13 protein-coding genes are annotated in these 13,457 nt (G+C 60.7%); 7 read left to right on the top strand and 6 right to left on the bottom strand.

Annotated features, from left to right (window positions below; genetic code table 11):
• The first annotated feature begins 168 nt into the window (after nucleotides 1–168).
• The 3 genes from AO268_RS29410 to AO268_RS29420 all read left to right on the top strand — a co-directional run bounded on the left by AO268_RS29410 (nucleotide 169) and on the right by AO268_RS29420 (nucleotide 2,531).
• Nucleotides 169–378: a hypothetical protein gene (locus tag AO268_RS29410; protein WP_076964066.1), complete on the top strand. Its 210-nt coding sequence runs from the start codon at nucleotides 169–171 to the stop codon at nucleotides 376–378.
• Between the two features lie 289 nt (nucleotides 379–667).
• Nucleotides 668–1,837 carry a hypothetical protein gene (locus AO268_RS29415; protein ID WP_076964065.1) on the top strand — a complete coding sequence of 390 codons (1,170 nt, stop codon included), beginning with the start codon at nucleotides 668–670 and terminating at the stop codon, nucleotides 1,835–1,837.
• Between the two features lie 169 nt (nucleotides 1,838–2,006).
• Entirely contained in the window at nucleotides 2,007–2,531 is a 525-nt protein-coding gene (locus AO268_RS29420) for an SET domain-containing protein-lysine N-methyltransferase (protein ID WP_099170699.1), read from the top strand.
• On the opposite strand, the gene can is transcribed toward AO268_RS29420, so the two are convergent.
• The 3 genes from can to AO268_RS29435 all read right to left on the bottom strand — a co-directional run bounded on the left by can (nucleotide 2,528) and on the right by AO268_RS29435 (nucleotide 4,535).
• Nucleotides 2,528–3,172, bottom strand: a complete 645-nt coding sequence (can, locus tag AO268_RS29425) for a carbonate dehydratase (RefSeq protein ID WP_029295821.1) — start codon at nucleotides 3,170–3,172, stop codon at nucleotides 2,528–2,530. The genes AO268_RS29420 and can overlap by 4 nt on opposite strands.
• 165 nt (nucleotides 3,173–3,337) lie before the next feature.
• A complete protein-coding gene (gene rimI / locus AO268_RS29430) occupies nucleotides 3,338–3,790 on the bottom strand; it encodes a ribosomal protein S18-alanine N-acetyltransferase (RefSeq protein WP_003188286.1) in 453 nt (150 codons plus the stop codon).
• On the bottom strand, nucleotides 3,783–4,535 hold the full coding sequence (locus tag AO268_RS29435) for an energy transducer TonB (protein ID WP_099170700.1): 753 nt from the start codon (nucleotides 4,533–4,535) through the stop codon (nucleotides 3,783–3,785). The genes rimI and AO268_RS29435 overlap by 8 nt, the downstream gene beginning before the upstream one ends.
• Before the next feature lie 229 nt (nucleotides 4,536–4,764).
• Here AO268_RS29435 and mksB point away from each other — a divergent pair, with 229 nt between their 5' ends.
• Genes mksB through mksF form a run of 3 tightly spaced genes read left to right on the top strand, consistent with a single transcriptional unit; the run spans nucleotide 4,765 to nucleotide 9,576 of the window.
• A complete protein-coding gene (gene mksB / locus AO268_RS29440; RefSeq protein WP_099170701.1) occupies nucleotides 4,765–6,042 on the top strand; it encodes an Mks condensin complex protein MksB in 1,278 nt (425 codons plus the stop codon).
• Nucleotides 6,032–6,739, top strand: coding sequence for an Mks condensin complex protein MksE (mksE, locus tag AO268_RS29445; protein WP_076964061.1), 708 nt, complete (start codon nucleotides 6,032–6,034; stop codon nucleotides 6,737–6,739). The genes mksB and mksE overlap by 11 nt, the downstream gene beginning before the upstream one ends.
• On the top strand, nucleotides 6,736–9,576 hold the full coding sequence (mksF, locus tag AO268_RS29450; protein WP_076964060.1) for an Mks condensin complex protein MksF: 2,841 nt from the start codon (nucleotides 6,736–6,738) through the stop codon (nucleotides 9,574–9,576). The genes mksE and mksF overlap by 4 nt, the downstream gene beginning before the upstream one ends.
• A gap of 86 nt (nucleotides 9,577–9,662) precedes the next feature.
• Here the strand turns inward: mksF and AO268_RS29455 are convergent, their stop codons facing one another.
• From AO268_RS29455 to AO268_RS29465, 3 genes are read right to left on the bottom strand one after another with little or no spacing between them, the layout of a single operon-like run.
• Nucleotides 9,663–11,966 (bottom strand): PqiB family protein, encoded by a 2,304-nt coding sequence (locus tag AO268_RS29455; protein ID WP_076964059.1) that lies wholly within the window; start codon nucleotides 11,964–11,966, stop codon nucleotides 9,663–9,665.
• Nucleotides 11,959–12,582, bottom strand: coding sequence for a paraquat-inducible protein A (locus tag AO268_RS29460; protein WP_099170702.1), 624 nt, complete (start codon nucleotides 12,580–12,582; stop codon nucleotides 11,959–11,961). Before AO268_RS29460 ends, AO268_RS29455 begins: the two co-directional genes overlap by 8 nt.
• Nucleotides 12,569–13,228, bottom strand: coding sequence for a paraquat-inducible protein A (locus AO268_RS29465; RefSeq protein ID WP_076964057.1), 660 nt, complete (start codon nucleotides 13,226–13,228; stop codon nucleotides 12,569–12,571). The genes AO268_RS29460 and AO268_RS29465 overlap by 14 nt, the downstream gene beginning before the upstream one ends.
• Before the next feature lie 27 nt (nucleotides 13,229–13,255).
• On the opposite strand from AO268_RS29465, the gene AO268_RS32945 reads away from it, so the two are divergent.
• Nucleotides 13,256–13,457 (top strand): hypothetical protein (locus AO268_RS32945; RefSeq protein WP_218927894.1); only part of this gene is annotated, 202 nt, incomplete at its 3' end.

Here is a 13,457-nt window from a genome sequence, read left to right on the forward strand (position 1 = left end):
CTCGTCGAATTGATTGTTTTTTGATCATTTGGCGAGTTTAAAAGTTGCGCTAGGTGGTATGCCGGGGAAATACATGGCTACTTCAGACCATCCTTAGTAGCACCGGACAATCTTCAACTTAACTAAGAGACCGCCACTAAATTATTTAAAGCTATAACTGGAGCCCCCATGAATATCACGCCTACAACTACTATGCCGGCCTCGCAAAACAGTGCTGAGACGGGCAACACCCAAGAAGCCAGCCAACAGCAAAATCCCCAGCTAAAAAAATTCAAACAGTTCAGACCGGCTTTCGGCCAACCGGCGGGAAGAATAGTCTTTGCAGAGTCAAACCCTAACAAAGATCTTTTCAAGCCTGTTGTAAATTTTAAAGGCTAATTTCTATTATATAAATCTAAAAACATTAATTTTTTATAGAGGCTGTGAAAGTCATCAAGCACTCTGGCTTCGCAGCCTACATTTAAAACTTACAAGTTTTGCAACTAACTCATGGCTAATTGCAACCTCATGGACAACGCAAAGCAATGCGTTGCATTTCACGATATATGAGAGGCGGCCCCCCTACAAAAAAACCGCATTTCTCGACGCATTTTCCCAGTCAGCCGCTACTGTGTGAGGGTAGGCATTCATCCCGCGCAGACGGGCTTTAGCTGACAAGGAAACACACATGTTTAAACTGACCAGGCTGTCCTTCACCTTTGTCGCACTCACTTTGAGCGCGGTCGTACACGCCGACGTCGAGCTCGACCTGGGCACCCCGCAACGGGTCACGCAACTGTTCGCCTACCCCAACAATTGCAGTGTGATCTGCTTTCGGCCGCTGACCCTGGAGCAAACCGTCGAACATTATCTGACCCAGAGCCTGCAGCGCGATGGCTACAGCCGCGCCCGGGTCAGTGTGAAGACCCAGCAGGATCGGGTCCGCGCCCACTTTACCGGCGTGCCCGACGGTTATGGCCAGCCCCTGGCCGCGTTGCTGGACACCGCCGACCTGGCCTACGAGGGCGCCAGCCGGCTCAACCGCGATGGCAAGTGGCAATTTAGCTGGTACCTGTTCCTGCCGCTGGGCATGGCCCTGGAAAACCGCAAGAGCATCGAGTTGATGCATTTCCCACCGGATTACTCCCTGACCCATTACCAGGACTACCTGGAGTCGGCCACCACCGACCGTTGGGCCACGCTATTGACCGCCAACGGGATACCGGCAACCCAGACCCCGGAATACCAGACCATCATCGATATTGCACCGATTGCCGCGCCCTCCTCGGCCGGCAAGGACCTGGAAGGGGTCTACGGCTACTTCAGCGAATACCAGACCCGGATTGTCCGGGAACTGAGCCGGCACCCCACGGGCTCATTGCCCATGGTCGCCTTCGGCGCGCCGGTGCGCAGTTGGATCCAGCAACAGTACGGGCAAACCCTCGGGGTACTGGGCCTGGCGCAGATCAGCCCGGCCGAAGGCCGCAATGTCGCGGTACTGGGGGCCAATCACCCCAGTTACATCTGGTACGCCGCCGACCCGGCCAGCTACAACGGCGACGAACAGAAGGCCGACGAGGCCGGCTTGAAGGTCATGGGCCAGGACTTGAGCGCCGCCTGCTGGCAGGCGGGAATGGGCCAGAAGCCCGCCAGCGACCCCAATGTGTTGCTCAAGGGCTGCATGAATACCTGGCAGGTAACGCGCAAGGAGCAGACCTGCGAACTGTTCTACACCTCGGTGCGCGAGCTATCGGCCGAACAGGCCAAGGAAAAATGCACCACCGCCTCGATCAAGGCCCAGCTCAAGCGCCTGAAAAGCCCCGCCCCAGAGGCCTCTGTCGCAGCGCCCGTACTGTAGCCCGCTCACTTATCAGCATTGGCTTACGCCAAAAAACGCCGATATCGACTGTCAGATTTGACAGTAGCTATCGGCGTTTTTTTGCGTAAATCTTGGATCCTGTCCATTTGCTGCAAGACTGGCAGTTCTCTCGACACCAGGAGGTCGATGCAGCCCGACAAGGAGCGCTATGAAAACCCAGCTCATGGAAGAGGTGCCTGCTGCTGCGAGTAACGGCCTTTATCCCTTCGCAGCACTGCTGGCCAAAAAGGGTTACCCCTCGTCCCGACACTTCGAGGTGGTGCGCACCCGCAACGGGCGCGGAACCGGGATTAAAGCCAAAGTCGCCTTCGACAGCCGGATACGCATCGCCAAGATTTCCGGGTACGCCCTGGGCGAGCGACGCCTGCACACGCTGCAGATGTCGTCGCGCATCCACTTGTACGACCCCTGGTTCAGCGGTCTGCTCCTGCATTCGTGCGACCCGAACGTGTTCCTCGACATCAGCGAGCTGGAGCTGTGGTCAATCCAGGCTATCCACCCCGGCACACTGCTGACCATGGATTACGCCACCACCGAGGATGTGCTGTTCAGGCAGTTCCCGTGCCGCTGCGGGGCCGGGAACTGCCGGGGCTGGATCACCGGTATGAAAGAGCCGTTGAATGCCGAGGGCCAACAGTTTATGGAACAGTGGCGCCAGCGCAAACGCTGTTAAATGGCCTCTATCGGGCGCAGGCGGTATTGCGGCGGCAACTGCTCGAACCCGGTGATGGTGGCGTTGAGGCTTTTCCAGCGACCGTCCTTGATCCCGTAGATGCAACCATGGATCGACAGGCTCTGCCCGCGGTGCCAGGCGTTCTGCACAATGCTGGTGTGACCAACATTGGCCACTTGCTGGATGACATTGAGTTCACACAGGCGATCAACGCGTTCTTCTTCGGTGGGCAACTGGGCCAGTACTTCGCGGTTCTCGTAGTACAGGTCGCGGATCGAACGCAGCCAACCGTCGATCAGGCCGAACTGGCGGTCCTGCATCGAGGCACGCACGCCGCCGCAGCCATAGTGGCCGGTGACCAGGATATGCTTGACCTTGAGCACATCCACCGCGTACTGGATCACCGACAGGCAGTTGAGGTCGGTGTGCAGCACCACATTGGCCACATTGCGGTGCACAAACAGGTCGCCGGGCAACATGCCGACGATCTCGTTGGCCGGCACCCGGGCGTCCGAACAGCCGATCCACAGGTATTCCGGGGTCTGCTGGCGGGCGAGCTTGGCGAAGAATTCGGGATCTTCCTGTTTGATCGCATCCGCCCAGCGTTCGTTGTTATCAAGCAGGTCTTGTAGTTCGTTCATCAGGTCAGCCTCAGGAATCATGCGCAGGTATGACAGACGACCACCCATCGAGGTCACGCTCGGGGGTAGATAGACACACTATAACCCCGACAGTATGAGCAATTACGACGCCAAAGAGGCTAACAGCCCGTTCCCACACAAGCCCTTTCTACAGGGAATACCGTTTCAGTCGACCAGGGTGCAGGCCATGACCACTGCATCTTCGCGACCTCCGACAGCAGGGTAGTAATCGCGGCGACGGCCGATTTCATTGAAGCCGTAGCGCTCATACAGGCGAAATGCCCCGGTATTGCTGTCGCGCACTTCCAGGAAACATTCCCGCGCATTGGCGGCATAGGCCCGGGACATCAGATGCTCCAGCAGGGCCAGGCCCAGGCCACGCCCCTGGTTTTCCGGTTTGACGGTGATATTCAGCAAATGCGCTTCATCGAGGATGATCTGCACCACCCCGTGGCCCACCTGCTGCTCGCCCTCGAACATCAACCAGATCTGGTACTTGCCCAGCCCGTCGAGAAAGATGCCACGGGTCCAGGGGTGGCTGAACGCCGCGTATTCGATTTTCAGCACGGCGTCGAGGTCAGCCTCGGTCATCGGGCGGAAGGATAAAGCCTCACTCATCGGTTGTTTTCCAGCGCGCCATCAGCCGGCGCATGGCTTGCCAGACATCAGCCTTACGCTGTGGCTCTTCCATTAATAGTTCCAGGCCCGGCAAGGCCCAGACCGAGCCCAGGCCTTCGACCTGCAGTTCGCGGTACCAGGCCTGGGCGTCGGCTTCGCCGGCAAACCGCACGGCCGGCAGGCCGATCAGCCACAGGCACACGCAGGGCTCGTCTTCCAGGCGGGCCGCGACAAAGCCCTGCACGAAGTCACGCGCGGCGTCCGGGCCCTGGTCCATATTGCCGCGCACCAGCAGCGGCCAGCGCACAGGCTCGCCAACGATCTGCGGGCTGTCGGGCAGGCCGGCGGCGCGCAGCATGTCCTTGAGCAGCAGGTAGGCCGGGTCACGCGCCTGGAAACGCTCGCCGGTGGGCAACTCCACCAGCAACAGGCAACGCCCGGCCCGCAGCAACTGCAGGGCAAAACGCGGTGGCGGCACGACCGGGGCCTTGGCCACCGGGGCCGGGGCATCGTCGGCCACGGCAACGGGCTTGGGCGTGCTCGACGGGCGTGGCACTTCGATCTTGACCCGCTCCGACGGCCGCACAGGCACCTCGGCCACGGGCTTGACCAGCGCCACCGGCGCCGCCGCTTCCTCGCCCGAGGCGTCGAACGGCTCGAACGGCTCCAGCGCTTGCAGCAGTTCGGGCCGCGACGGGGCGGCAAAGGGCAATTCGGTGCGCGGCAGCCAGTTGACCACCTGCATGGCGGTCAAGTAAGCGCGACGTCGGGACTCGATAAGCAAGGCTCGGCCACTTGTGGATAACTAAAGAGCGCAGATTCTACCGCCCTTCGACGATGATCGCCCACCGTTGATGATTTTCTCTGCATTGCTGACCGCCCATCGCGAACGCGCCCTGACCGGCTGTGGATAAATCCCGCGCCTGATGCAGTACAATCGCTGCTTTTAATTCGCCAACCAGCCGGCCATTCCGATGATCGAACCCAAGCGCGTCTTGCGCGCCCTCGCCGAACACTGGGCCCTGCTTGAGCCACTGTGCGAACACTTCGACCAAGGCACCCTGAGCCTTGGCGAGTTGCGCGCGCAACTGGCCGCCCAACAACTGGACAGCACACCACAGGACATCACCAGCCTGCTGGACGTGTGGATTCGCCTGGATATCCTGGTGCCTGTGGCCAAGAGCCCGAACCGTTTCGAGCTCAATGCACAGATCCATGACTTCCTGGCCTATCTTCGCAAGGAGCACCGGCTAGGCCTGTGCCTGGAAATCGAAGCCTACCTGCGCCACCTCGAGCGCCTGGCCGGTTATATCCAGGACGCCTTCGACATCCGCGACGGCCATGACCTGGCCCGTCAACTGCGGCTGTTGGACATGCGCGTGCGCGACGTGCTGAAAAAACTCGCCAATGATGAACAAGCCCTCGCCGCCGTGGCCGACCGCGCCAAGACCAGCGACCGGCAGATCCCGTTGCGCCAGCGTTATGCCGAGGTCCTGGCGACCTGGGACGAGTATGTCGAGCCGATGATCCAACTGGTGAACGCCGACGGCGCCTTCGAGCAAGGCGTGCGCAAGGTAGAGAACGTGCTGTTGCGCATGCTCACCGAGCAGCAGCGCCTGGGCCACCTGGTGGACGACGATATGTTGCTGCGCACCCACGCGCGCATCCTCGAAATGCAGACCAGCGCCCAACTGACCTTGCGCCATGCCCGGGAATTGCTGCTGCCGCTGCGCGAAGAAGTGCGCCGGCACAATGCCGTGACCCGTGGCGCGGCGCTGGCCCTGTCGGCGATCCGCCGCAAGGGCCTGGACGCGGTGCCGCAAGCGGCGATGCCGATGTTCACCCGGCCACAAAGTACCTTCCTGGGCAGTGCCAGCCAGGTGGAAGCCTATGTGTATGCCCTGGCCAACTTCGAGCCCAAGCCGGCGCGGTTCCCCAAGGCCCACAAATCCCACAAGGGCCAAGCCCAGCGTGCGCCGCGTACGGTCAAGGAGATGCTGGAGCGCTGCGCAGACGCACTGCCGATGCCCGACCTGATGACCTGGTTGCTGGAACAGGAACCGGACGGGGCCACCGACGAGTTGCTGTACTGGTTCTCGCGCCTGTCGCGGGAGAAGCGTTTCAAGCGCGAGCGCCTGGAACGCCGGGATTACCATACTCACGAGCACCAGGTCAGCCTGCGCTCATTCGCCCTGCTCCCGGCCAGCACCGACGTAGCCGAGAATTCTGCGAGCACACCTTATGCATCTTGATCTATCCGAACTGTCCCAGCTGGCGCCGATCTTTCGCGAGCTGTTCAAGGGCTACCACGTCAGCCGCCGCGACCCGGAGCTGTACGCGCAATTGTCGAACTTCCAGGACCAGTACCGCACGCTGTTCAAGGCCCTGGGCTTTGAGCTGGTGTGCGATACCCGGGGGTTCTACTACTTCGTGCCGGACACCGCCGTGGCCGCCGCGCAGGTCAACAAGACCGCGCAGCGCCTGGCGCTGTTCACCTTCATCATCGTCGAGCACCTGGCCGACCAGGGCCGCGACCCGATTGCCGTGCTCGACGGTGGCAGCCTGGGCCGCGATGAACTGCCCTCCCTGCTGGAGAAGTACCGTGACCTGTTCATCCAGGCCGAAGTGCAGACCGTCGAGGAGCTGGAAGAGAAAATCATGCGCCGCATGACCCAGCTTGGCTTTGCCGGTGAAGACAACGGTATTTACCGCTTCCTGCCGCCGATGCACCGTTTCCTCGACGTGTGCCTGTCGGTCCAGGCCGACCGCGACCTCGCGGCCAGCGTGCACAGTGTGCTGCCGTTGCCGGCGCCGGTGATCATCGACGAAGACAGCGATGAAAAACTGCTGCAGACCGATGACCCGCTGGACCTTAGTGACTTTGCCGACGAAAGCGAAGAAGACGCCCTGGCCCGTGCCATTGCCGAAGAACAGGAGACCGATGCATGAGCAAGGAACGCTACGGCATTCGCCGCTTCGCCCTTTTGAACACTGCGGGCTACAGCCTGGGCCTGTTCCCGCTGGAAGAGCCGTTGTCGGTGTATGGCGCGAACAACCTCGGTAAATCGGCTTCGATCAACGCCTTGCAGTTCCCGATCCTGGCGCGCATGTCAGACATGAGTTTCGGCAAGTACACCCTGGAACAGTCGCGGCGCTTCTACTTTGCCACCGACACCAGCTACATCCTCGTCGAAGTCTCGCTGCCCCACGGCCCCCATGTGATTGGCGTGGTCGGTCGCGGCCCGGGCGGTGGTTTCGGCCACCAGTTCTTTGCCTACGCCGGCAAGCTGGACCTGGCCCACTACCAGAAAAACGACACCTGCCTGCGCCAGAAAGAGCTGTTCACCAACCTTGAGCGCGAGGGCCTCAAAGCCTATGAACTCAAGCCCGATGAGCTGCGACGCTTGCTGGTGGGTGGCCATACCTCGATCCCGCTGGACCTGACCCTGATTCCGCTGCGCTCCACCAGCGAGCAGAGTCTGAAGACCTTCCGCGCCCTGTTTATCAACCTGCTGCACATGCGCGAGATCACTGCGGCCAAGCTCAAGCAGCTGTTCCTCGATGCGTTCGAGCACAGCCTGCGCTCGGGCAGTGTGGATTACATTGCGGCGTGTGAAGAAGCGTTCCGCGATGTACGACGCATGGAGCAGGACTACAACTCCCTGGTAGCCGCCGGCCCCCTGGTGGAAGCGCTGTCCAATGGCGTGAAACAGCGGGAAATCCTGCGCGGCAAGCTGCATCGCCTGTCGCCCTTGCTCGATTCGCTGCTGGGCACCTGGTCGGACTACGCCAGTGCGCGCAAGGAAGAGCTGACCATCCAGGCCGAACACTACCGCAACGAGCAGGACGCGCTGCAGAACGATCAGCGCGGCGGCACCCAGGAGCTGATGCGCCTGGAGCGGGAAATCAGCGGCATCCAGCGCTGGCTGGGCGAGCTGTCGGTGCTCAAGCATCGCTTTGCCCTGGTCGATGACGTCAAGGTTCTGGAGCAGCAACTGCTGGCAGCCAAGGATGCCCACGATGAACTGGCCGGCGCCCTGGCGCAGTCGCGGCAGTTCAGCGCCGAGGATCTGGATGAGCGCTTGCGCGACCTGGAAAAACGCCTGAAGTCGGTCAAGCAGCAACTCGATCACGCCGACAACAACAGTTACGCCAAACTGCGGGAAGAATTCTCACAGCAGGACGTCGAGCGTCTGATGCGTCTGTTCAACAGTTCGCTGTTCAGCCTGCCGCTGGGCGAGCACGGCATCACCCTGGATGAAGACGGCCAGTGGGTCAAATCCCTGGAGCTGATCCTCGATGGTTTCACCGGCGAGCGCTTTGAAGTGCCGGGGCTGTCCATCGACATCTCGCACATCGAGCCGCCGGCCTTGCAGGCCCTGGCGGACCGCGCGGCATTGCGTGACCAGAAGGAGCGCCTGGAAAAAGAACTCAAGCAACTCAAGACCCAGCAGGCCGTGGCCTCGGACCGCGCGGCGAGCAAGACCCAGACCGAAGCGCTGTACCAGCAGGTGCTGGACGCACAGAAAGCCCTGGAAGATTACCGCCGCGCCCAGACCCTGAGTGCCGAGGAAGGCGAGAAGCTGGAAAACCTGGCGCAGATGGAAGCGGCCCAGGACGAGTTGAAGCGCTCCAGCGATGCGTTTACCGAACGCGTGCAGCAACTGTCGGCCAAGCTGCAGCTGGTCGGCCGGCAGATCGGCGATATGGAAGCCAAGCAGCGCACCCTGGATGACGCCCTGCGCCGTCGCCAGCTGTTGCCGGCCGACTTGCCGTTCGGTACGCCGTTCATGGACCCGGTCGACGATTCCATGGACAACCTGCTGCCGCTGCTCAATGACTATCAGGACAGCTGGCAGGGCTTGCAGCGCGCTGATGGGCAGATCGACGCGCTGTACGCCCAGGTGCGCCTCAAGGGCGTGGCCAAGTTCGACAGTGAAGACGATATGGAGCGCCGCCTGCACCTATTGATCAACGCGTATGCGCACCGCACCGACGAAGCCCTGACCCTGGGCAAGGCGCGCCGTGCGGCGGTGACGGATATCGCGCGGACCCTGCGCAATATCCGCAGCGACTACGACAGCCTTGAGCACCAGTTGGCCCTGTTCAACCGCGAGATCAACAAGCGCCAGGTATCCAACCTGCAGAGCTTTCGTATCGTGTTGGCGCCGAACAAGGAAGCGCTCAAGCATATCGACCAGATCATTCACAGTGCCGGCCAGTATGAGGAAGGCGAAACCCTCTCGGTGTTCGACCTCAGCCAGAGCGCCGAGCAGGACAACAAGAACGAAGAGGCCAAGGAGTACCTGGCGCGCCTGGTCGCCGCCAACCATAACCAGTTGGGGCTCAAGGACCTGTTTGAACTGGCGTTCGAGATCACCAAGGTCAATGGCCAGCCAATCATTCACACCGACATCGATGGCGCCGCGTCCAACGGCACCACCATGACGATCAAGGCGCTGACCAACATGTACTTGTTGCTGCACTTGATGGACCGCGACCAGGCCGGTCGCGTGCGCCTGCCGTACTACCTCGACGAGGCGGCGGACATCGATGAGAAGAACCAGGCCGCCTTGCTGGAAACCAGCCTGCAACTGGGCTTTGTGCCGATCCTGGCCAGTGTGAAGCCGCAGGTCTCGGCCCAGGTGGCGATCGACCTGGAAGGCGGCAGCGGGCCGAACGGGATCTACATCGATGAGGCGGACTGGAAGTACATTCGCCGGCATGATGCGGTGAAGGCGACGGTCAATGTGCAGGCGGATGAACCGGAGTTGGATGAGGTCTGACCTGCGCTGTTGAAATACAAAAAGGCCGCGATCCTATGGACCGCGGCCTTTTTTGTGGGCTGGGGTTATGCGGTGTTGGTCGGGGCCTATTTACCCAGTGGGATCTTAGGCGCCCAGATCAGCCATTCGTCTTCAAACTTGTCGAACAACGGGAAGGTCTGCTCGGGCAGTGCCGGGTTGCCCATACGCTCGCCCTCCGGTGTCGCAAAGGCGATGCCGCCCTGGACCAGGGTCTCCAGGGACTCGGTGCGCACTGTCGCGCCCTTGAACAGGCCAAAGTCCAGGCCAAAGCCGCTGCTGTTCCAGAAGCGGCTGCCACCACGAACCAGCGGCGCGTACTTGGGCTCGATCAGCACATGGATCAGCACGCGGTCGGCCGTCTTGCCCAACTCGTAACCGGTGACTTTGCCGACCGTGACTTCACGGTAGGTGACCGGTACGCCGACTTTCAACGAACCACGGCGGGCGGCGCTGAGTACCAGGCTCAAGCCGGCCTCCTGCACATTCGCCTCGGGCGGTTGGGCCAGGGCCACGAAGTTCTTTTGCGCACCGGTGCTTTTCACCGCCGGCAGGACTTCGATGTACTGGCCGGTGACCAGGGTTTCCAGGTTGGCGGTTTTCATCAAGCCCAGCTCTGGCTTGACCACCCAGAACTGGCTGCCGGTCCGGGCGATCCGCTCAGGGACTTCGGTGATGCGTGCACTGAGCATCACCGATTGCATGTCGGCGCTCAGGTCGACACTTTCGATCTTGCCCACCTCCAGGCCCTTGAAACGAATCGGCGTGCCGGTACTCAGGCCGTCGGCACGATCGACCTTGATCGTCACCACGGTGCCACGCTGGGTGGAGGCTTCGTGATCGGCAAACAGGCGGAAACGCGGGATGCGGTTGCGCAGCGGCACGTTTGGCTCTGGGGTTTCAAAGGCGATCCCCCCGGCCATCAGGCTTTGCAGGGATTCGCTTTTGACCTGGATACCGCCGGTGAGCCCACCGGTCAGGGTAATGCCACTGGCATTCCAGAAACGCGTCGAACCGTTGACCAGACCTTCGTACTCCTTCTCGATATGCACGCCAATCACCAGTTGTTTGCGCTTGCGCGAGAACTGGTAGCTCTGCACCGAGCCGACCTTGACCTGTTTGTAGAGGATCGGGCTGCCAACTTCCAGGGAACCGAGGTTTTCTGTGAGCAGGACCAAGTGCAGGCCCGGGGAGCGCAGGTCCAGCGGTGGCGCCTTGGGCCGGGCGACAAACTCACGCTGGGGGCTGGTGCCTTTGTCGCCGGGGCGGATGGCAATGTAGTTGCCCTTGACCAGGGCTTCCAGGCCTGTGATGCCGGCCAGGGAAATGGACGGCTTGACCACCCAGAACTGCGTGCCTTCCACCAGGTAATCTTCGGCCAATGGGTCGAGGGTCAAGTCGGCGCTGGCGCTGGACAGATCAGAGTCCACCTTGAGGGCCTTGAGGCTGCCGACCTGGATGCCTTTGTACATCACGGGCGTACGACCGGCCTGCAGGCCCTCGAAGTCACTGAGCTTGACCTTGATGCGGATACCCGCGGCGGCGGCATCGAAGTCTTCGTATAGGCGAAACGGCAGGCTTGGGTCGGTGGGCGGGCTGTCCTTGCGATTTTCCGGCGTGGCGAAGGCGATACCACCGGAGACGATGCTGGCCAGGGATTCGCTGCGCACTTTGACCCCGGACAGGTTGGCATCGATGCTGATGCCGCTGGCATTCCAGAAACGCGTATGTTTGCGCACCAGGTTGGCGTAGGTCGGCTCGATGTAGACTTTTATCTCGACCGTGTTCTGATCGGCGGACAGCAGGTAGCTTTTGACCTGGCCAACCTGGATCTGCTTGTAGAACACCGGGCTGCCACGGTCGAGCGAGCCGAGGCGCTCGGCCTTGACGGTCAGGTGCAGGCCGGGCTTGATATCGGATAATGGCGGTTCTTCGGAGAGTGCCTTGAATTTGCGCGTGGGCTCGCCGTCGCCGGGGCTGGCTGCGATGTAGTTGCCCGAGACCAGGGTTTCCAGGCCGGTAATCCCGGCCAGGCTGACGCTTGGCTTGACCAGCCAGAAGCGTGTATTGGCCTTGAGGTACTGCTCGACATCCTTGTTCATCTCGATGGTGGCAATCACCCCGCGATTACTGCCCTCGTCATCCAGGGCCAGAGTCTTGACCTTGCCCACCGGCATGCCTTTGTAGACCACTTCAGTCTTGTTGACCTGGATGCCTTCCCCACTTTCAAAGCGAACCTGGATCTCGATGCCCGTCTGGGTGTAGGCGCGCCATCCGAGCCAGCCGCCGATCACCAGGGCGATCAACGGCAGTACCCAAATGGCCGACCAGTTTGAAGCAGGGCGGGTTTTAGCCTTTGGCAAATCAGTCATGGTCGTCGTCCGACTCCGTGTTATCCCAAATCAGTCGGGGATCGAAAGTTACTGCAGCAAGCATCGTCAAGATCACCACACTGGCGAACGCCACGGCACCGAGATTGGCCTCGATACTGGCAAGTCGCCCAAAGTTTACGACCGCCACTAGAATGGCGATCACGAAGATATCCAGCATGGACCAGCGACCGATGAACTCGATAAAGCGGTACATGATAATGCGTTGTCGGGCAGAAAGCGGCTGGTGACGTTGCACCGAGAATAGCAACAGGGCGATGCCCACCAGCTTGAAGGTCGGCACCAGGATACTGGCGATAAATACCACGGCGGCAATCGGGAACATGCCGTGCTGCACCAGTTCAATCACGCCGGCCATGATGGTGCTGGGAGCGCCCTGCCCCAGGGAGTTAACCGTCATGATAGGCAACAGGTTAGCCGGGATGTACAGAATCGCCGCAGTGATCAGCAAAGCCCAGGTGCGCATCAGGCTGTTCGGACGGCGGGCATGGACCAGTGCACCGCAACGGGTGCAGGTTTGCTCGTCGGTGTCCGGGGCCTGCCTGTTCAATTCGTGGCATTCGGTACAGATCAGAATGCCAGCATCAATCGCCCGCATGTTCGTCCTCCCCGGACAAGGCTTGCCAGATCTGATGGGGTGACATGACCACCTCCAGCAGCACCTGGACCATTAGCAGGCTGACAAAACAGGCCAGTCCCAGGCCTACGCTGAGGGCGGCCATGTCGGCCAACTTGACGATCGCCACCAGCACGCCCATCAGGTAGACCTCAAGCATCCCCCAATCGCGCAGATGATGATAAATGCGGTATAGCAACAGGCCGTAGCTGCGGCCTATGTTCCAGCGAATACTGAGCAGCACCGCCAGCTGGCACAGCAGCTTGAGCAACGGGATGCCCATGCTGCACAGGAACACCACCGCTGCGACACCTTGCATGCCGGTATTGAACAGGGCGACTACACCACTCCAGACCGTGTCTTCAGAAGACTGCCCGAGTAGATTGAGCTGCATGATGGGTAGAAAGTTCGCCGGGACGTACAACAATAACGCGGCGATCACCAAGGCCAGGCTGCGTTCGACGACATTGTAGCGGTGGGCGTACATCTCATAACCACAGCGTGGGCACAGGGCCTTTTCACCGTGGGCAAGCTCTGGCCTGCGCATCAGCAAGTCGCACTCATGGCAGGCAACCAGGTCCTCCAACGGTAGGTCGGACACCTGGGTGGTATCAACCGGGTCGGACATATAGGGCTCTAAGTCTAAAAGGATCAGGTGTCTATTCTAGTGTTCTGGCTCAGAAATAACTGTGCAAATTTGTCGGCATCAACCGATGGCGATCTGCCAAAACCTTTTCAACCGCCCAAAACAAAAACCCAATTGCTTTCGCAATTGGGGTTTCGGAATTTAATCTTGACGATGACCTACTCTCACATGGGGAAACCCCACACTACCATCGGCGATGCATCGTTTCACT

It is taken from the genome of Pseudomonas sp. ICMP 8385, from assembly GCF_002699915.1.
GTDB lineage: Bacteria > Pseudomonadota > Gammaproteobacteria > Pseudomonadales > Pseudomonadaceae > Aquipseudomonas > Aquipseudomonas gessardii.